Raw genomic sequence first — 19,838 nt, forward strand, 5'->3', positions numbered from 1 at the left:
ATTGGCCCGAAGTCCCGTCCCTGCATATCTACGAGTGCCTGCGCGACCCCCATGTGCGCGGGGTGGCCACGTTGCACTACACCTGGAACGGTCGGCACCGGCGTCTGGCGTCGGTATGAACGGACTTCCGCCCGCCACACGCGACTGGCTGGCAGGCCCCGGTCTCACCCGGCTCTGGGGCGCGGTACGCAAACGTCTGGAAGGCAACGGCGTGCAGTCCACCGGCTCCCTCCGGCTGACCGCGGTGAGCGCCCAGGAACGGAACGACCTGTCACTCCTGCTGGGCAAACCGCTCACGGGCACGGCCGTGCCCGTGCGGCTCGACGCGCTCGACGCCCGCCTGCGCACCTCGGCCGCGGGGCTCGGGCTCAGGGAGGTCTTGGAGGAACTCGGTCCTCCGCTCACCGACCGCCGCGCGGCCCGCGAGGACAGTGCGGCACAGCGCCGGCACGTGTGGTCGTCGCTCACCTCGTCTCTCGACGCCTCTCCGCTCGCCGGGCAGGAGTGGACCCGGCAGTGGTCCGACGTGCTGCGCCGCACCGGCGTTCCGAGAGGAGTGACGCCCGAAGCGACAGTGCGGACGCTTCAGCAGGCGGTCCAGGTACTCACCGTGCTGCTCGATCCGGAACGCACCGGTACACGGGGCCGAGGCGAACTCGCCGCGACGGCGACCGGTTCGGCGCACGGCCTGGACGACGGCACCTGGCTCGCCCGCCTCGTCCAACGCGGCATCGCCCTGGCCCATGACACAGAACTCCCCGGCAACGCGGCCGCCCGACGCGCATTGTGGCGGCTGGTCTCCGTCACACCGGACGAGGTCTCCAGCACGGTGCTGGCCTACGGCCTGTGCCCCCTCGGCGAGGGCTGGCGTGCGAGGGCACTGCGAGAGCGTGCCGCCCATCACGCCGAGACTCACCTGACACCGCGCGATCTGCTCGGCATGCGGCTCCAGCTGCTCGCCGGAACCGTCGTCCACATTTGCGAGAATCCGCGAGTGGTGGAAGCCGCAGCCGACGCGGCCTGCGCCAAGCCCCTGGTCTGCACCTCCGGCAGCTCCGCCACGGTGGTCATCACACTCCTCGACGCCCTCGCCGCGTCCGGCTGCCGCTTCGCCTACCACGGCGACTTCGACTGGCCGGGCATCACGCTGGCCAACCGGATCATCCGCCGCTACGAAGCCCTGCCGTGGCGGATGGGCGCTGAGGACTACGAACGCCTCGCCGCTGCCAGCCAGGCTGAGGGTGTCCCTCAACTACCTCTCGGCGGACGCCCGGTAGACGCGGACTGGGACCCGGGCCTCGCCCCTGCCATGTCCGCCCTCGGCGTCGCGCTCCATGAGGAAGTCACGCTCGGCATGTTGGTGGAGTACCTGGCCTAGCGGCGGCCTGGAGGACTTCGTGCCGGAGATCCACACGATGCGCGTACCGGCTCAGTCGAAGAGGAGGACCAGCTTGCCGCCGGCCCTGCCCGACAGGCTCCGCCCGACCGCGGTGCGCCAGTCCTCCACAGGGAAGGTGGCGGCGACCGGTACGGAGAAGGTGCCGTCGGCCGCCAGTTGCCCGTAGATGCTCTGTACGGGGGTGTGGTCCTCGACCTGGGCGTCCTCGCCGAACTGGAGACGTACGCCGAGTTCCGTGGCCGCGGCGAAGTCGCTGACGGTCAGTACGTCGCCGGGCTTCCTGACGGTTCGGATGACCTCCGGCAGAGCGTTGCTGACCGGCGCCGTGTCCAGGGCGAGGTCGACAGGGCCGCCGGCCAGCTCACGCACACGCGCGGCCATGCCTTCGCCGTACGAGGTGACTTCGGCGCCCAGGGCGCGCAGCGCGTCGGCGTAGGTCCTGCCCGCGGTGGCGATGACACGGGCCCCGTGCCGCAATGCGATCTGTACGGCGGCGTAGCCGACGGTGGTGCCGGCGCCGTGCACGAGGACGGTGAGTCCCTGCGTACCCTCGCGGACGCCCAGTACGCGCAGTGCGTGGTTGGCGGTTTCGACGGCCATCGGCAGGGCCGCGGCGGCGACGGGGCCGAGGCCCGCGGGGCGCGGGGACCGGACGTCGAGGAGGGCGTAGTCGGACGCGCCGGCTGTCGCTCCGGTGAACGGGGCGGGGCCGAAGACCTCGTCGCCGGCCTTGACGTCGGTGACGTCGGCGCCGATGGCGTCGACGGTGCCTGAGACTTCGAGTCCGATGCCGCGCGGCAGGTCGCCGGGGAACAGGCCGCCGCACAGGGCCCAGTCGGCGGGGTTCAGGCCGCACGCCCTGACGGCGATCCGGATCTGGTTCGGCCCGGGGGTGGGGACCTCGGCGTCTTCGAGGTGCAGGACGTCGAGTGCGGGCCCGCACTCGTGAAAGCGAAGCGTGCGCATGATGCCTCCAGAAAGGGGATGGCAAGCGGAGAGGAAGTGACAGCAGATGCTGTCATCACTCGGACCGTAGCAGAGCGATGACAGCATCTGCTGTCGGTATGCTGGTGCCATGGCACGCTGGGAAGGCAACACGCGCAGCCGTCTGGAACGGGCGGCGCTCGATCTGTTCACCGAACAGGGCTACGACCGCACCACGGTCGCGCAGATCGCCCAGCGGGCGAACCTCACCGAGCGGTCCTTCTACCGCTGGTTCACCGACAAGCGCGAAGCGCTGTTCGGCGGGGCGGAGGAACTGGAGACGCACCTCGTCTCGGCGATCGGCACGGTCCCCGTCGGCACCGGCGCGCTGCAGACACTGCTGGCCGCGTTCGCCACCGCGCCGCAGGTGTTCCGGCCGCGCGAGTTCCTCCAGGAGCGTGCGGCGCTCATCGAGGCCAACCCGCCGCTGCAGGAACGCGAACAGATCAAACTGGTGTCGCTGTCCAAGGCCCTGGCCGTCGCCCTGGAGAACCGCGGCTTCGACCGGCAGACCGCCCAGCTGGCCACCGATGTCGGCCTGATGGTCGTCCGGCTGGCCTCCGAGAGGTGGGCGACCGACGAGCGGACCGACTTCGCCCAGGCCCTTGAGGCCAGCACGGCGGACCTCCTCACGATCACCGCCGGTGTCAGCCGCAGCCGCCCGGCAGAGCCGCCGGCCCGGGACCAGCCCCAGGACCAGCCCCGGGACCAGGACGCCGGCGCCTGAAGGATCCGGCGGTGGCGCCGGTGGGGCCGCCCCCGCCCCCGCCCCCGTGAACGCCGAAGAGGCTGCCCTCTCGTGAGAGGACGGCCTCTTTACCTGTATTCGCCGCACCTGTATTCGCCGCACCTTTTTCGCCGCGTCGTCCGGCACCGGTCCCTCCCCTCGTGGGGACCGGTGCTGAACGACGCGGGCGGCGTCGATCCGCGCCGTGTCGTCGTACCGGCGTGGATCGAGGTCTGGTCCGACCCGTGGTCGACGTGATCGACGTGGTCGACGTGGTCGATGCGACAGCCGTCCGGACGGGACCGGCTTCACGGGTCTCTCGGGCTCAGGCGGCGGGGCCGCCGCCGCTCTCTCGTAACTCCGGTGGAATTTGACCGAGAACATGCGGCGTCATGATGTGCCTCTCCGAGCGCTGAGCTGGTCGGCCGGCCGGGCGACGCCCGGTGGTTGCGCTGCTGCGACGTGATCCTGCCATCTACGGCCCCCGCCGAGGATGTTCCGGTGCCTGGCCCACGACTAACCCCAGGTCAGCCCTATAAGGTGAGTTTTCCGGTCCGGATGCCAGGCGTGGGGGGAAGTAAGGAGTGGAGACCTTGAGTTCCGACTCAGGGGCACGCACAGCCTTGGCGGAGCGTCTCGCGCTGCTGTACCGCGAGGCCGGCAACCCTCCCCTCAAGAGCGTGTCCGACGCGGTCGTCCGGCTTCAGCGGGCCGACGAACAAGGGCGGCCCGTGCGGGTGTCCGCGCAGCGGATCAGCGACTGGCGACGGGCCAGGAACGTGCCGGCCCAGTTCATCGCCCTCGCAGCCGTGCTGCACGTCCTGATACCTCAGGCACGGCGGGCGCAGCCCGTGCCGGTGTCCACCGGCCTGTACGACCTGGCCCAGTGGCAGCGCCTGTGGGAGCGGGCTGTGGCCGACCCGGTCGGCGAGCAACCCCCGGCATCCGCGGAGGAGAAGGGACGCGCGCCGGGCGAAGAGGCCCCGGCCGTCCCCGGTGGGGTGTGCCCGTACCGGGGGCTGGCTCCGTACCGCCAGCAGGACGCACGGTGGTTCTTCGGCCGGGACCGGAGCACGGACGCCCTCGTTACTCAGCTCCGGGCAGCGGAGAGTACCGGCGGCCTGATCATGCTCGTGGGCGCATCGGGGTCGGGAAAGTCCTCCCTGCTGAACGCCGGCCTGGTGCCCGTTCTGCGGAACGGCGTGCTGCGCGACGGCAGCGTCCGGGCGGGAGACGTACTCCAGCTGGTGCCGGGAAACGATCCTCTCGCGGAGCTGACTCGTCGGATCCCCGAGCTCGCGCCCCTCGTTTCAGCGGCGGAAGGGCGAGCCGCGCAGGAGCGGGCCGTCGGGGAACCCGCAGCGAAGGAACCGGCGGCGCAGGACCGGGCGGACGGGATACGGGCGGACGGGATACGGGCGGACGCGATACGGGCGGCAGGGGAGCCCGGTACGCACCGGTTCGCACGCGCGGCGCGGGAAGCCGTCACCGCGTGGGCGCACCGCGAGACATCGTCCCCCGCCCGTCCGGTCGTCATCGTGGACCAGTTCGAGGAGGTCTTCACCCTCGGCTCCGACACCGCGCACAAGCGCACTTTCATCCAGCTCCTGCACGCCGCGTGCACGCCCACGGAGACGGGCGGCCCCGCTCCCGTGCTCGTGGTCCTCGGCATACGCGCCGACTTCTACGAGCAGTGCCTCGGGTACCCCGAACTGGCCGACGCGCTGCAACACCGTCACATGGTGCTCGCGCCACTGACCACATCGGAGTTGCGCGAAGCGGTGACGAGTCCGGCCAGGGCCGTCGGCCTGGAGCTCGAACCGGGGCTGGCGGAGCTGATCGTCCGGGAAGTGAGCGACGACGGCCCCCGCGGGACGCACGCGGGCGTGCTGCCGCTCCTCTCCCACGCCCTGCTCGCCACCTGGCAGCGGCGTAAGGCGGGAAGGCTGACGCTGGCCGGCTACAGCGCGGCGGGCGGAATCCGGGGTGCGGTGGCGGCGTCCGCCGAGCGGGCCTGGTCCAGTCTCGACCCGGCGGCGCGCACGGCCACGAGGCTGCTCCTCCTCAGGCTGGTCCGGGTGGGCGAGGACACCCAGGCGACCCGCAGGCGGGAGACCCGGCGCCAGCTCGCGGAAGAGTCGACAGACCGTGACAAGGCGGAGGAATCACTCGAAGCGCTGGTGAACGCGCGGTTGGTGACACTCGACGCGGAGACCGTGGAGATCACCCATGAAGCGCTGCTCCACGCCTGGCCGCGCCTGCGGGACTGGATCGGCGAGGACCGGAACGGCAACCTGCTCCGCCAGCAGCTGGAGGAGGACGGCAGGGCCTGGGAGGGCACGAACCGCGACAGTTCGCTCCTCTACCGGGGCTCGCGTCTGGAGCAGGCCCGCAGCTGGGCGAAATCCTCCGGCGACACCTTCCTGACCCGGAGCGCGGTGGAATTCCTGGCCGCTTCGGTCAGGCTGCGCAAGCGCACCGTCTGGATCAGCCGTGGTGCGGTGTCGGCCCTGGTCGTCCTGGCGATGGTGGCTGTCGGTTCGGCGGTGGTCGCGTGGCAGCAGCGTGACGACGCGGTCTTCGAGCAGGTGGTGGCCGAAGCCGATCGCGTCCAGTTCACGGATCCGTCGCTGTCGGCCCAGCTCGACCTGGTGGCGCACCGGCTGCGCCCGCTCGACGAGGCCACCAACAACCGGCTGGTCTCGATCGTGAACGCGCCGCTGGCCACGCCGCTGCTCGGCCACACCGGCGCCGTGTACCTCACCACCTTCAGCCCGAACGGACGGGTCCTGGCCACCGCCAGCTACGACCGGACCATCCGGCTGTGGGACGTGGCGGACCCGACTCACCCCAGGCAGCTGGGCCAACCCCTCACCGGTCACACGAGCTGGGTGAGCAGCGCGGTCTTCAGCCCGGACGGCCACACCCTCGCCAGCACTTCGGACGACGGCACGATCCGGCTGTGGAACGTACGGGATCCCGGCCACCCGAAGCCGGTGGGCGCTCCGCTGACCGGCCATGGCGGCACGTCGTACCTCCTTGCCTTCAGCCCCGACGGACGCACTCTGGCCTCCGCCGACGAAGACCACACCGTGCGGCTGTGGGACATGGACGACCCGGGCCGGCCGAAGCCGATCGGCACGCTGACCGGCCACACCGCCGCCGTGCGCTCCGTGGCGTTCAGCCCTGACGGACGGACGCTGGCGGCTGGCAGCGACGACAGCACGATCAGGCTGTGGAACATGGCCGACCGGCATCACCCGGAACCGATCAGCAGGGTGCTGACCGGCCACACGAGCACGGTGCACTCCGTGGCCTTCAGCCCCGACGGCCGTACGCTCGCCAGCGGCAGCGCGGACAACACCATCCGGCTCTGGGACGTGGCCGATCCACGTCACGCCTCCCAGCTCGGCGCACCCCTCACCGGCCACACCGGCCCCATCTGGTCAGTGGCCTTCAGCCCCGACGGAACCAAGCTCGCCGCCGGCAGCGCGGACAGCACGGCGAGCCTGTGGAACGTCCGTAATCCGGCATTCCCCTCCCAGGTCGGCGAGCCCCTCTCGGGCAGCAGCGGCGAGATGTACGCGGTGGGCTTCAGCCCCGACGGGCGGACCCTCGCGACCGGGAGCGGCGACAACAAGGTCCGCCTGTGGTCGATACCGACGTCGGACATGATCGGCCGGATCGGAGCGTTCCGCCCGGACGGGCGGGTGCTCGCCACGGCCGCGCGCGACGGGAAGATCCGGCTGTGGGACGTGCGGACGCCCAACACGCCTGTGCAGCAGGGCAAACCGTTCATGCCCGGGGAGGGGGACGTGCGCTCGCTGGTGTTCTCCCCCGACGGCCGCACACTCGCGGTACTGACCGGCAGCCGCGCGGTGCAGTTGTGGAACGTCACCGACCCGGCCCGGCCGGTCCCCTACGGTCCGCCCGTCCCGCTGCGGACACGTTTCGCGGGCCCTGACGTACTGGCGTTCAGCCCGGACGGGCGCACGCTGGCGACCGCGCTCGACGACCGCACCATACGGTTGTGGAACGTCAGCGACCCGTCCCGCCTCCGTCCGCTCGGCGCTCCGCTCGGCGGCCAGACCGGCTGGGTCAACGCCTTCGTCTTCAGCCCCGACGGCCGCACTCTCGCCAGCGGCAGCGCCGACGGCGTCATCCGGCTCTGGAACGTGGCCGACCCACGTCACGCCGCCCGGCTCGGCACGTCGCTGAAGGGGCACCTCGGGCCCGTCAACGCGATCGCCTACAGTCCGGACGGCCGCACACTGGCCAGCGGCAGTGACGACGGCACGGTCAGACTCTGGAACGTCACCGACCCCCGCAGGGCGACCCGGCTGGGGCCGCCCCTCACCGGGCACACCGAGGCGGTGGTGTCCCTGACGTTCAATCAGAACGGGCACACCCTGGCGAGCGGCGGCAACGACGACTCCGTCCGACTCTGGAAGGTCACCGACCCGGCCAGGGCCACCCCCATCGGCCAATCGCTGAGCCCGAATGCCAAGACGGGCAATTTCCTGTCATTCAGCCCCAACAGCCACCTGCTCGGAGTGTCCAGCGGCGCCGATAGCGTCCGGCTGTGGAACCTGGATCCCGACAAGGCGATCAGTCGCATTTGCTCGTTCACGCGGGGCGTCCTGACACCGGAGAAATGGCACGAGTATCTGCCCCGCCTCCCGTACGCCCCTCCGTGCAATCAGTGACCGAGCCGGGGCTCCACGTAACCGAATAAGGGAACCCCTAGTGGTGATCTAGGTCACAACTCCGCATTGCGGCGCGGCAGTTCTCCCACTCCACAAGCAAGCCTTGTTACTGTTGGATACAGCCCGATCGCTGACGCATCCCCCGTCGCCAGCGATCGGGCGCTTCCATGTGCGCGAACACCCGGCCTCGCGCGAACACTTCGCCTCTCACCGCGCGGGCCCGTTTCGATTTCAACCGGGCGACCGGTCCACATCGGCCACTGGTGCACATCGACGGCCGATTCACACCGGCAGCTGATCCACCTTGAAGAAGATTCAAGAAAACTGAGGAAAATTCAAGAAAGAGGCATCGCGCACCCTCCCGCAATAAGCGGTCGCGATTAATCCTCGATTCTCCAGAATTGCCGTAGCGGCCGCCCTCCGCAAGGACGGCCTCCTCCACTCGTCAAGACCTCTTGATGAGTCGTAGGGTGAGGGCGTCGGACCGGGGAAGCGGTGGACCAGAGGAGCGGTGGACACCAGTGGCGAAGGCGTACGAGCGGATCGCGGACGAGCTCCGGCAGTCCATCCGTACGGGCCGTCTCAAGCCCGGCGACCAACTGCCCGCGGAGACACGGCTCGCGGAGCAGTCCGGGCGGAGCGTGCCGACCGTCCGGGACGCCCTGCGTCTCCTCCAGGCCGAGGGGCTGATCGAGAAGGTGCACGGCCGCGGCAACTTTGTCCGCCGCGCCCGCACGGCGGTGCAGCGGACGAACGCCCGGCACCAGTGGGAGAAGGACCGGGCACGCCAGCCGCACGAGAAGCGCGCACAGACCGGGGCGACGGAGCACGACACCGGACTCGATGTCGGCGACCTGGTCTTCCGCGCCGCCTATCGCGAGATCGCGGCGGACGAGGACATCGCGGCGGCCATGGGAGTCGCCGTGGGGACGGTGCTCGTCGAGCGCACCTACCGGACGCGCTACAGCGCCGAGCGCGCCCCCCTCACCCTGGTCACGTCCTACCTGGTCCGCGAGCGGATCGAGAGCAACCCCGACCTCCTGGACGAGACCAACGAACCCTGGCCCGGCGGCACGTGGAACCAGCTCCACACCATCGGCGTCGAGATCGACAGCGTCGAGGAACGCGTGCGCGCCCGTCCGCCGACAGCCGAGGAGGCGGAGGAGCTGGACCTGCCGCCCGGGACAGCGGTCCTGGTGCTCCGCAAGACGCTGGTCGACACCGAAGGCCTCGTCGCCGAGATGTCGGACGTCACGCTCCCCGGTGACCGTACGGAAACGCTCTTCACGACTCACTTGGAAAGGTGGTGAGCCGTGACCCGGCGCATCATCATCGTCACTGCCGTACACGCCCCTTCTGCCCGGTTCCTGGCGGACGCGTACGCCTCTCTCTGCGCTCAGGAGCTTCCCGGGGGCTGGGAGTGGCACTGGCTGATCCAGGAGGACGGCACGAGTGACGAGGTCGCTCCGCACGTCCCCGACGACAAGCGGATCTCGTTCGGCCAGGGCCGCCGCGGTGGTCCCGGGGTCGCGCGCACCATCGCCCTGGCGCGCGCCGACGGCGAGTACGTGAAAGTCCTCGATGCCGACGATCAGCTTCCCCCGGGCGCGCTGGCCCGCGACCTCGCGGCGCTGGAGGCCGACCCGGCCATCGGCTGGGCGACCTCGCGCGTACTCGATCTGCTCCCCGACGGTTCGACCGCCGGCTTCCCCGGCGACCCGGACCACGGGCCGGTCGACCGCGAGGCCGTACTCGACTACTGGGCGGCGCACGACTTCCGTGCGCAGGTCCACCCGGCGACGCTCTTCGTCCGCCGCGATCTCCTGGTTGCACTCGGAGGCTGGATGGCGCTTCCGGCCTCCGAGGACACCGGCCTGCTGCTCGCCCTGAACTCGGTGGCGCGCGGCTGGTTCTCGTCCGAAGTGGGGCTCCTCTACCGCAAGTGGGAGGGCCAGGCCACCGGGCAGGCGGCGCACACCGACACCGGCGAGCGGGACGCCCGCATGGCGATCGTCGAGGCGCGGGCGCGGGCGCTGGGCTCCTTCCGGTGGCGCTACCCGGCCGACCCGGACTCGGAGTGACCGAGTCCGTCCGGGGCTTCCGGGGCTTCCGGGGCTTCCGGGGCTGAGCGTCGGCGCTCGACAGGAACGATGGGAACGACGGGAACGACGGGACGCCCAGGGGATCTTGCTGGGGACCGGTCCGCCTCATACCGTCACGACATGCCTCCTTCCGCCCGCCTTCGCGCATCGGACCTCATGGCCACGTTGGGCCGTGGATACGTGAGAAACGCCCCTGGCTCCTTCCTCAAGGGGCGTCTCATGGCCGACTACCTGAATCCGTACCTCCGCGACCACCCGCGCCGCCGCGTGGTCACGACCCGCTTCGGCGCGCTCATGGCCTGCGATTCGCGTGATCTCATTCAGCGGTTCGTCCAGCTGTCCGGCGTGTGGGAACCACATATGACCCGGTGGCTGGAGGGGCGTCTGACCGGCGGAGATGTCTTGATAGACGTCGGTGCGAATGTCGGCTACTTCGCGTTGCTGGGATCGCGGCTGGTGGGCCCGGAGGGCCGGGTGGTCACCGTCGAGGCGTCACCGGCGTTCCACCAGCGGGTGCTGCAGCACGCGGCACTCAACCACTGCGGCAACATACGCGCGGTGAACGCCGCGGTGTCGGACAGGCAGGAGACGCTGACGTTCGTGCTCGCCAGCTCGGCCAACATGGGGGCCAACTCGATCGTGCCGTACGACGGTCCGGCCGAGTCGACCTTCGAAGCGAAGGCGTACCCGCTGGCGGAGCTCCTGAAGGCGGACGAGATCGCCCGGGCCCGTGTCGTCAAGATCGACGTCGAGGGCGCCGAGGGCGGTGTGGTCCGCGGGCTGGCCCCGTTGCTCGACCGGATGCGTCCGGACGTGGAGATCGCAGTGGAGGTCACACCGGACCGTATGGCCCAACTCGGCTTCACCATTGATGAGTTGATGGAGACCATGCGAAGCCGCGGCTTCCACGCGTACCGCCTGCCGACCGACTACCGGCCCGAGAGCTACCCGCGAGCCCTGAGCCACCCGGAGCCGCCGCGCCGGTGGAATCGGCCGGTCACCGGGGAGACGGAGCTGGTCTTCTCCCGTATCGACGCCGACGTACTGGACTGACGCCGGCACGGTCTTCCCTCGGCCTTCCCTCGGCGGGGGAGGGCGGGCCGTACCGGCGGTGGGATGGCGGCGTGCGCCGCGCCGTCCAGCCCGGGTGCTTGATGGTGCGGCCGACGCCTACGCGATCCCCCCTCCCGGCTTACGGTCACGGTCGAAGGGAAGATCCAGCATCCGGATGGCGTTGCCCCGCAGCAGCTTGTACGCCACCTCGTCGGACAGCCCGGCCATGTGGTCCGCCGCCACCTGCTTCGTGTTCGGCCAGGTCGAGTCGACGTGCGGGTAGTCCGTCTCGAAGGTCGCGTTGTTGACGCCGACCGTCTCGATCGCCTCGACCCCGTGCTTGTCCCGGAAGAAGCAGCAGAAGATCTGCCGGTAGTAGTACGACGAGGGCGGCTCCGGGATCAGGTCCTTGACCCCGCCCCAGGCCCGGTGCTCCTCCCATACGTCGTCGGCGCGCTCCAGGGCGTACGGGATCCACCCCATCTGGCCTTCGCTGTAGGCGAGTTTGAGGCGCGGGAACTTCACCAGGACGCCCGAGAACAGGAAGTCCATCATCGACGCCATGGCGTTGTTGAAGCTCAGCGACGCCTGCACGGCGGGAGGAGCGTCGGGCGACGCCGCAGGCATCTGCGACGACGACCCGATGTGCATGTTGACGACGGTTCCGGTCTCCTCGCAGGCCGCGAAGAACGGGTCCCAGTAGCCGGAGTGGATGGACGGGAGCCCGAGGTACGTCGGGATCTCGGAGAAGGTGACCGCGCGCACGCCACGTGCGGCGTTGCGCCGGATCTCCGCGACGGCGAGGTCGATGTCCCACAGCGGGATGAGGCACAGCGGGATCAGCCGGCCGCCGCTGTCACCGCACCACTCCTCAACCATCCAGTCGTTGTAGGCGCGGACACAGGCGAGGCCCACCTCCTTGTCCTTGGCCTCCGCGAAGGTCTGCCCGCAGAAGCGCGGGAAGGTCGGGAAGCACAGCGAGGCCTCGACATGGTTCAGCTCCATGTCCTCCAGGCGGGCCTTCGGGTCCCAGCAGCCACGGCGCATCTGTTCGCGCGTGATGCCGTCGAGCGTCATCTCGTCCCGGGAGAAGCCGACTGCGGCAATGATCCGCTTGTACGGGAAGATGCTGCCCTCGTACTCCCACCAGTCGGTGATCTGCCCGGCCGGATCGGTGGTGAACTTGTACTTCCCGCCGACGTACTCCAGCTCTCCGATGCCGGCCGTGAACGGCTTCGGTCCCCGGTCCCGGTACTTGCTCGGTAGCCACGTGTCGAAGAGGTGCGCGGGCTCGATCACGTGGTCGTCCACGCTGATGACCCGGGGAAGCTCACTGCTGTCCATTTGCTTGCTGGTCTCGCTGACCACTCCACTTACCCCCAACTGCCTGCCGGTTTAACCGACTCGAATCTGACGATCCATCAGATCGAGGGTATGGCGTACACCGATGGACGACAAGGACCCGACCGGAACGGACCCCTCGCGCGCCCTTGCGCGATCCGGGAGCATCCGTTGAACTGACGCTCCATCAGTTAAGCGAGGGAGTGCGGCCGATGCAGACGATGTGGATCAGCGGAGCCGAGTGGTTCGCCGTGCTCCGGATCGGGCTGGGCCTCTGGTGGCTGGAGAGCTGGCGCCACAAGGACAAGAAGACGTGGTTCGGCGGCGGCGGAATCCAGTGGGCGGCCGGCATCGCGGACAAGCACCGCTGGGCCTTCGTCCGGTCGGGCTTCGACGTGGTCGTGAAGCCGCGACCGCGCACGATGGCATACGTCGTCGCCTACGCGGAACTGGCCCTCGGCCTCGGACTGATCGCCGGCCTCCTCACGCCGGTCGCCCTCGTGGCCGGCCTGGTTCTGAGCCTGATCTACCTCGTACTGATGATCCACGACGTGTCGGAGCAGGGACAGAACCTGATGATGGCGCTGGTCTCGGCCGTCGGGCTGCTCGGCATGTGCTGGCAGGCCTGGTCACTCGATGCAGCGATCGGGCTGTTCACCTGAGAGGCGGAACGCGTGGCGGAGGGTGCCGGGCCGGAGTGGCCATGCCCCTATCCCACTCCTGCCCGCACTCATAAGATCGTCCAGGCTGCTTCAGGAGCGGACCGTCTGGGGGTAATTCGTGGGTGCCGGCGCGCAGTTCATCACCATCGCCGCTGTGCTGTTAGGTGCGCTGACCACACACGTCACCAACTCCCTCATGGAGCGGAGCCGCACGAAGTACCAGCTCATGACGCGGTGGGACGACAAGAAGCTCGATGCGTACGACGGGTACGTGGACCGGGTCCGTGCCTGCATCTTCCTCGCGGTCCAGCTCTACGAGACGAAGGAGGGCCTCCGCGAGCGCGAGCAGCCCGATGCCGAGATCCTGGCCGAGATGAAGGAGGCCGTCCACCTGCGCGGGCGGGCCTTCGAGCGGATCATGCTGCTCGGCGGCGATGAGGTGATCGAAGCAGCACATGACCTCAACTCGGCCTCGCTGAAGATCGACTGGCAGGCCAACGGGAAGGTCACGGGGACGCTGGAGGAGTGGCGTGACCACCATCGGGCCGTGTTCCGCTCGATCAACTCGTTCCATGAGGCGGCGCGCGCGGACCTCGGCGTCAGCGGAAGCGTGACCGGCGAACAGCACCCGCACCGCGACCTCCTCCTGCCGCCTCCTCGAACCGACACCTGAGGACATCCGGTTCCCCGCACTCGCCCTCTCCCCCGCCGCCCGGTCGGCCTTCGCCGCCGGAGCGGGCGCCGAACAGGGCCGGCGGCGGGGGGGCAGGGCAATCAGAGCGCTGAGAGCCGTCAGAACCGTCGGACGGGTCTCGGACGGGTCTCGGACGGCGGGTCAGAGTGTCAGGAGCCGCTCGATGAGGTGCGCGGCCGAGTCCGGGCCTGCCGCCAGTACCACGCGGCAGTGCGCGCCCTCCTGCGGCGGGTAGTCGAGGAACTGGCCGCGCAGGTCGCAGACGGTCTGGCCGCGGCCGGGGCCCTGGGTCGCGTCGACCACCACGTTGACGTTGGGCGCGAGCGTCGGCACCACACCTCCGACGGCGATGGCCGCCGCCAGCGGGTCGTGCACCGCGCAGCAGCGGCGGCCGAACGTCTCCAGGTAGAAGTCGTAGTAGAGGTCCATCATCTCGCCCAGGGCGACGGGCAGCGGGCGGCCCGAGTCCAGCAGGCGCCGGCGGTCCTTCTCCTCGAGGGTGTGGGCGAGGGTGACGTCGAGCGGTACGAGCGTGATGTCCCACGGCGCGGCGAGGACTTCGGCGGCGGCCTCGGGGTCGTTGTGGATGTTCGCCTCGGCGACCGGCGTGACGTTTCCGCTCTGGTGGGCGGCGCCGCCCATGATGGTGATGTCCTGTACCAGCGAGGGCAGTTCGGGCTCCCGGCGGAGGGCCTCGGCCACGTTGGTGAGCGGGCCGGTGGTGAGCAGCCGCAGCGTTCCCCGGTGGGCGCGGGCGAGCTCGATGATCATGTCGGCGGCGTCCTGCGCGACGGCCGACTGGACCGAGTCGGGCACGGTGATGTCACCGATGCCGTTGTGGCCGTGGATGTGGGGCACCGAGCCCGCGTACGTACCGGCCTGGGGGTCGGCCGCGCCGACGGCGACGGGGATGGTGGCGCGCCCGGCGAGCTGGGTGAGCGCCAGGGTGTTGCGGGCCGCCTGCGTGGAGTTGACGTTGCCACTGACGGTGCCGATGCCGACTATCTCTATCTCGGGCGAGGCCAGCAGGTAGGCGAGCGCCATCGAGTCGTCGATGCCGGTGTCGCAGTCGAAGTAGAGCGGCTGGGCTGTCATGGGGAGGTCCTTCGCGGTCGGGGCAGTGACTGCCGGGGAGGGTATCGGGGCGGGTGCGGGGCCGGGTGCGGGTGCGGGTGGCGGTGGCGGCTTTCAGGCCACTCCGCCCACCGGGTTCGGTACGGGCGGCCGTGGCCGTCAGTCCGCCGGCCGCGTTCGGCACGGTGGCGCCGGCCGTCAGTCGGCCGGCCGGGTGATGAACAGGCTGGCCACCAGGGCGAGAACCGTGATTCCCACCGAGATCCACAGGGCGGTGCTGTAGCCGGCGTGCGTGGCGCGGGCCGCGTACGGGGCGACGATGCCGATGCCGGTGCTCGCGCCGATCCCGAAGGCGGCGCTGTTGAGGCCCGGCAGCGCGGCGGGCGCGTCCTTGGGCGAGTTCAGGACGCCCAGGCCGTTCACCGTGGTCAGGACGAGGCCGTTGTACGTGATGCCGAGGAAGGCGACCGCCGCGAAGACGGTCCACTTCTCCAGCGGGTACGAGGCGATGACGCACAGGGCCACGATGCTCAGGACGAGACCGGCGCGGAGGGTGATCAGCCAGCCCCGCCGGTCGGCCAGCCGCCCGGCCATCGGAGCGGCGGCAAGTCCGATCAGCGCCGCGGGTGTGAGGAAGAGCAGCGACGACTCGGTGGCGGTCATACCGAAGCCGGTCTTCGGGTTCTGGCTGATGACCACAACGGTGAAGTTGATGACCGCGAAGATCCCGGACAGCGAGATCACGGTCGTCGCGATGACCGGCCACACCTGGCGGGACTTGAGGTGCTTGAGTGCGATCAGCGGGGTGGCCCTGCGGCGTTCGACCATTCCGAAGGCGACGGCCGAGACGACGGTGCCTGCCAGATAGGCAAGGGTGCTCGTGCTGTGCCATCCGTCGGCGAAGCCGTGCGAGACGAGGTAGGTGACGCAGTACAGCGCGATCGACAAGGTGGCCGCGCCCCACCAGTCCATCCGGCCCTTGACCGGCTGCCCGTCCTTGGGCAGCACGAACGCCACACAGACCGAAGCGGCGACGCCGATGACCAGGATGACGGCGAAGATCGACCGGTAGCCGAGGGCGTCGGAGAGCCGGCCGCCGAGGAGCCCGTCCACACCGCCGACACCGCCGTTGATCGCGGTGATCACTCCGAGGGCGGTGGCGAAGACCTTCTTGCTGAGCCGCTCGTTGAGGACGACGTACGCGATCTGGAAGGCGGCACTCGACGCGCCCTGCAGTACCCGGCCGGTCAGCAGGACCGGCAGGTTCGGGGCGACGATGCAGAGCACCGTGCCCACGGCGGTCACGATCAGGACCGCGATGAGAATCCGGCGGCGTCCCCAGAAGTCGCTGAGGCGGCTCAGGACGACGCCCGTGATCGCTCCGGCCAGGAAGAACAGCGAGGAGACCTGGGCTATCCCGTCCACGCTTCCGTGGAGCTGACGCGCCATTTCCGGCAGCGCCGGGGTGATCATGCTGGCGTTCAACTGGTAGGCGATGACGCTCAGCAACAGCGTCGCCACCAGGGCGGCTGCCTTCCTCCCTTGGAGGAGTGGCGTTCCACCCAGTGTTTCGCCCTGTTCCAGCGGGTTTCTGTCTCTGATTCCTGAGCTGCCGCCCGGACTGCCTGTGTTCACAAGGAACCTCATCGTTACATTGAGTCACACTCTTGGCTGATGTGAGATGTTATACCTCTCCGTCCGACATGCGTCTAGTGTCGATGGCCTTCTGGTTAGATGGTCCGGATCACCGGCCCGTAGCGAAGCGAGGTACGCCGTGACTGTCACCGGCCCCACCGGCCCCACAGTCGATGGGTTCCTGGCCGAACCCATGACCGTCTCCGTGGGCCAGCCGCTGCGGGTGGCCGTCTACTCACGTCTCGCGCAGGGCATCCGGGACCAGGTCTTCCCGCTGGGCTCGGCCCTGCCCAAGGAGGCCGACCTCGGCACCCGGCTGGGAGTGAGCCGCACGGTGGTGCGCGAGGCCCTCATGCTGCTGGAGGAGGACGGGCTCATCCGCACCCGTCGCGGAGTGGGGCGGTTCGTCAGCCAGACCCTCCCGCGCCAGGGCCTGGAGCAGTTGCAGCCCTTCGAGGAGACGCTCACCACGCCCGAACAGCCCGTGCGCGCCGAGCGCCTGGAGATGAACCTCCAGCGCACCACGGACTTCGTCCTGCAGGGCCTCGGGCTCGAAGAGGGCAGCAACGCCTGGTTCTGCGAGACCCGGCTGACCCGTGGTGCGGAGCAACTGGCCCTGGTCCAGGAACACATCGCCTGCGGTTCGGACCTCCGCGCGCTCTCCCCCGTGGTGGCCGACCGGGTGCAGGAGCTGCACGACAGCCCGCGCACCCTGCTCGGCGCCATGATCGGCATGCTCGGCCCGGTCTTCGGCCCCGGTGAATGCACGATCACCGCCGGCATCGCCGGAGCCACCCGCGGCAGGCTCCTGGGGCTGCGCCCCACCGATCCGCTGCTCATCATCACGCAGACCGCACAGTTGGGCGGCAGGCCCGCCTACCTGGCCAAGTACCTCGTCGCCCCCACCAGCGCCCCGCTCTCCATCCTCCAGCCGCCCCAGCCGGGCGCGGCGCCCGTACGCCCCTGACACGTACGCCGCGTACGACTCGCGGAGCCGCGTGGGCCGTCCCGCGCGACACGGCGTTCGAGGCGGTCTGCGCCCGCTCCGGGGGCACCGTGGCCGTACCGGCCGACGAGTCGCTCCTCGACGCCCTCGCCCACGCCGGGCGCCCCCTCCCCTCCGGTTGCCGCGAAGGCGTCTGCGGCAGTTGTGAAGTCACCGTCCTGGACGGCACACCCGAGCACCGGGACGACAACCGCTCGTCGCGGTAGTGGTTCATCGATCCTGCCGGGTTGGTCTTTCCGCTCCCGGGTCACCTCCGGTGGGTGGTGGCGAGGACGGCGGCGAGGTCATTGACGAGCGTGGTGTCGTGGTGCTCCGCGCTTGCCCAGGCGACGTGGCCGTCGGGGCGAATGAGGGCGGCGCGTACGCCGGACCAGCCGGCCGGGAGCAGGTGCGGGGTGCCGGTGTGCACGCGCAGGCCGGGCCGGGCGAGGTGGTGGAGAGGTCGGTCCGCGCTGCTGGTGAGGTCGAGCAGCAGGTAGCCGTCGGCGCGCAGCAGGGCGAACAGGCTGGTGTCGCCGACGGCGAGGTCGTCGGCGCGGGTGCCGGTCAGCTGCTCGGCGCCGGTCAGTTGCTGGACGCCGGTCACTTGCCGGGCGCCGGGCGCGGCCGGCGGGTAGGTGACGGAGAGGGAACTGACCTGTGCGGCGAGCCGGTCGTTGAGCTCGGGCAGGGTGGTGATCAGTTGGCTGAGCAGGCTGCGCAGGGCGAGTCCTTCTGGGGTGAAGGCGGTCATGAGGGCGACTTGGGCGCGGCTGGTCTCGGTGAGGTCGACACCGACCGGGTGGCGTTCGGCGTGGTAGGTGTCCAGGAGGGTGTCGGGGGCCCAGTCGTTGAGGGTGGCTGCGAGCTTCCAGGCGAGGTTGGCGGCGTCCTGGATACCGACGTTCATGCCGACTCCGCCGGCGGGGAAGTGCTGGTGTGCGGCGTCACCGGCGAGGAAGACGCGGCCGTGCCGGTACTGGGCGGCCAGGCGGGTGGCGTTGCCGAAACGGGAGAGCCAGACAGGATCGCGCATGCCGAAGTCGGTCCCGGCCACGGTGATGGCGTTCTCGCGCAGTTCCTCCAGGGTCAGGTCGCCGGGCCAGGCGGTGGTGATGTCGCGGGGGGCGAGGCCGACGAGGCGGTGGAGGCCGCCGGGCATCGGGGCAGCCATCAGGGTGCCGGCCGGGCCGAAGCAGCTGTGGCCGGGGGCCGGGGGCTCGTCGAGGACGACGTCGCCGAGCCAGCCGAGCACGGTGGACGGAGTGCCGGGGAAGTCGATACCGGCCGCGTGGCGCACGGTGCTGCGTACGCCGTCGCAGCCCACCAGGTAGGCCGCCTCCGTGGTGGAGGGACCGTTGGGGGTCTGGATCTGCACGCGGACGCTGTCGGGCCCCTCGCTCAGGCCGGTGACCTCGTGACCGCGCAGGATGGTCGCCCCCAGTTCAAGAGCCTGCCGCTCCAGCAGGGCCTCGGTGCGCTCCTGCGGCAGGGCGAGCGTGCAGGGGAAGGGGCTGGGCAGGCGGCGGAAGTCCAGCCGGGAATCCAGTACGCCGAAGTGCCCGCCGGGCAGCGGCATGCCCTCAGTGATGAAGGGGTGGTGCACTCCGCGGGAGGCGAACGTCTCGATGGTGCGGGGGTGCACGGTCAGGGCGCGGGAGCGGGTGTCGCGCTCGGTGCGCGGTTCGATGACCGCGACGGTGATTCCGCAGCGGCGCAGTTCGGCGGCCAGCCACAGGCCCACAGGCCCGGCTCCGGCGACGACTACCTGGTAGTTCATGGTTCTTCTCCTTCACCCATCACCTTGGTCAGTGACCAAGAAGTATTTCGCAGTAAACTAGGTCAGTGACCAAGAATGAAGGCGGAGAAGACGCCGCAGGCCGGCTCACGCGCGCGGCCGTGATCGATGCCGCGCTGCGGGTGCTGGAGGACCGGGGGCTGGAGGGCTTGTCGACCCGGGCGGTGGCCGACAGCCTGGGTGTGCGCATGAACACCGTCCTGTGGCACGTGAAGACCAAGGCGCGAATGCTGGAGCTCATGGCCGACGCAATCGTCGGCGAAATCGGCTATGCGGGCCTGCCCTCCCCGCCCCGTCAACGGGCGCGGGAACTGGCTCGCCGGTACCGGCGAGCGCTGCTCGCGCACCGCGACGGCGCAGCCCTGGTGACCGGGACCTACCCGGCCGAGCCGCACACCCTGCGTTTCGCCGACCGCCTCGTCGACGCCCTGCTGGAAGCGGGAGCGGGCGAGGAGCAGGCGGCCTGGACGGTGTGGACGGTCATCTACTTCCTCCTGGGGCTGGTCCAGGAGGAACAGGCCGCGCCCGGCCAGTCCGACGACCGGCTGGCTCAGGCCGTGGACGCCGGCACGTACCCAGCACTGCACCGGGTCGCCGCGCACATGCGGCAGGACGCCTTCGAGGACCGCTTCGCCTTCGGCCTGGAGGCGGTCCTTGCCCGCCTGCCCGAGTAGAACC

General features: G+C 70.2%; 15 protein-coding genes and 1 pseudogene. 11 read left to right on the top strand and 5 right to left on the bottom strand.

Features of this window, described 5'->3' with window-relative positions; all coding sequences use genetic code 11:
• Positions 1-115 precede the first annotated feature (115 nt).
• Positions 116-1,378, top strand: coding sequence for a TIGR02679 family protein (locus tag OG210_RS12665; RefSeq protein WP_371536392.1), 1,263 nt, complete (start codon positions 116-118; stop codon positions 1,376-1,378).
• A gap of 51 nt (positions 1,379-1,429) precedes the next feature.
• Here the strand turns inward: OG210_RS12665 and OG210_RS12670 are convergent, their stop codons facing one another.
• Entirely contained in the window at positions 1,430-2,365 is a 936-nt protein-coding gene (locus OG210_RS12670) for an NADP-dependent oxidoreductase (RefSeq protein ID WP_371536395.1), read from the bottom strand.
• A 109-nt stretch (positions 2,366-2,474) separates the two neighbouring features.
• Between OG210_RS12670 and OG210_RS12675 the strand changes: the two genes are divergently transcribed.
• The 5 genes from OG210_RS12675 (at position 2,475) to OG210_RS12695 (ending at position 10,971) form a co-directional block, all read left to right on the top strand.
• Positions 2,475-3,110 (top strand): TetR/AcrR family transcriptional regulator, encoded by a 636-nt coding sequence (locus OG210_RS12675; protein WP_371536397.1) that lies wholly within the window; start codon positions 2,475-2,477, stop codon positions 3,108-3,110.
• A gap of 584 nt (positions 3,111-3,694) precedes the next feature.
• Positions 3,695-7,816, top strand: a complete 4,122-nt coding sequence (locus OG210_RS12680; protein WP_371536400.1) for an AAA family ATPase — start codon at positions 3,695-3,697, stop codon at positions 7,814-7,816.
• 521 nt (positions 7,817-8,337) lie between these two features.
• The gene (locus OG210_RS12685) at positions 8,338-9,126 is read left to right on the top strand and encodes a GntR family transcriptional regulator (RefSeq protein WP_371536403.1); all 789 of its coding nucleotides are present in this window, start codon (positions 8,338-8,340) and stop codon (positions 9,124-9,126) included.
• A gap of 3 nt (positions 9,127-9,129) precedes the next feature.
• Positions 9,130-9,897 carry a glycosyltransferase family 2 protein gene (locus OG210_RS12690; RefSeq protein ID WP_328329504.1) on the top strand — a complete coding sequence of 256 codons (768 nt, stop codon included), beginning with the start codon at positions 9,130-9,132 and terminating at the stop codon, positions 9,895-9,897.
• 177 nt (positions 9,898-10,074) lie between these two features.
• On the top strand, positions 10,075-10,971 hold the full coding sequence (locus tag OG210_RS12695) for an FkbM family methyltransferase (RefSeq protein ID WP_371540268.1): 897 nt from the start codon (positions 10,075-10,077) through the stop codon (positions 10,969-10,971).
• Positions 10,972-11,088: 117 nt separating this feature from the next.
• On the opposite strand, the gene OG210_RS12700 is transcribed toward OG210_RS12695, so the two are convergent.
• Complete coding sequence (locus tag OG210_RS12700; protein ID WP_328329500.1) at positions 11,089-12,315, bottom strand: amidohydrolase family protein; 1,227 nt, start codon at positions 12,313-12,315, stop codon at positions 11,089-11,091.
• Positions 12,316-12,524: 209 nt separating this feature from the next.
• Here OG210_RS12700 and OG210_RS12705 point away from each other — a divergent pair, with 209 nt between their 5' ends.
• Both OG210_RS12705 and OG210_RS12710 read left to right on the top strand, forming a co-directional pair.
• On the top strand, positions 12,525-12,974 hold the full coding sequence (locus tag OG210_RS12705; protein ID WP_328329498.1) for a DoxX family protein: 450 nt from the start codon (positions 12,525-12,527) through the stop codon (positions 12,972-12,974).
• A gap of 118 nt (positions 12,975-13,092) precedes the next feature.
• Positions 13,093-13,647 carry a hypothetical protein gene (locus OG210_RS12710; RefSeq protein WP_328329496.1) on the top strand — a complete coding sequence of 185 codons (555 nt, stop codon included), beginning with the start codon at positions 13,093-13,095 and terminating at the stop codon, positions 13,645-13,647.
• Between the two features lie 162 nt (positions 13,648-13,809).
• Here the strand turns inward: OG210_RS12710 and OG210_RS12715 are convergent, their stop codons facing one another.
• Positions 13,810-14,763 carry a nucleoside hydrolase gene (locus OG210_RS12715; RefSeq protein WP_328329493.1) on the bottom strand — a complete coding sequence of 318 codons (954 nt, stop codon included), beginning with the start codon at positions 14,761-14,763 and terminating at the stop codon, positions 13,810-13,812.
• Between the two features lie 177 nt (positions 14,764-14,940).
• Entirely contained in the window at positions 14,941-16,263 is a 1,323-nt protein-coding gene (locus tag OG210_RS12720; protein ID WP_328329491.1) for an MFS transporter, read from the bottom strand.
• 253 nt (positions 16,264-16,516) lie between these two features.
• Here OG210_RS12720 and OG210_RS12725 point away from each other — a divergent pair, with 253 nt between their 5' ends.
• Both OG210_RS12725 and OG210_RS12730 read left to right on the top strand, forming a co-directional pair.
• Complete coding sequence (locus OG210_RS12725; RefSeq protein ID WP_371536409.1) at positions 16,517-17,344, top strand: GntR family transcriptional regulator; 828 nt, start codon at positions 16,517-16,519, stop codon at positions 17,342-17,344.
• 50 nt (positions 17,345-17,394) lie between these two features.
• A pseudogene (locus OG210_RS12730) lies at positions 17,395-17,589 on the top strand (2Fe-2S iron-sulfur cluster-binding protein); the annotation flags it as partial.
• A gap of 41 nt (positions 17,590-17,630) precedes the next feature.
• On the opposite strand, the gene OG210_RS12735 reads toward OG210_RS12730, so the two are convergent.
• Complete coding sequence (locus OG210_RS12735) at positions 17,631-19,142, bottom strand: FAD-dependent monooxygenase (RefSeq protein ID WP_371536413.1); 1,512 nt, start codon at positions 19,140-19,142, stop codon at positions 17,631-17,633.
• 65 nt (positions 19,143-19,207) lie between these two features.
• Between OG210_RS12735 and OG210_RS12740 the strand changes: the two genes are divergently transcribed.
• Positions 19,208-19,834 carry a TetR/AcrR family transcriptional regulator C-terminal domain-containing protein gene (locus OG210_RS12740; protein ID WP_371536417.1) on the top strand — a complete coding sequence of 209 codons (627 nt, stop codon included), beginning with the start codon at positions 19,208-19,210 and terminating at the stop codon, positions 19,832-19,834.
• Positions 19,835-19,838 lie beyond the last annotated feature (4 nt).

The organism is Streptomyces sp. NBC_00466, assembly GCF_041433995.1.
Taxonomy (GTDB): Bacteria; Actinomycetota; Actinomycetes; order Streptomycetales; family Streptomycetaceae; genus Streptomyces.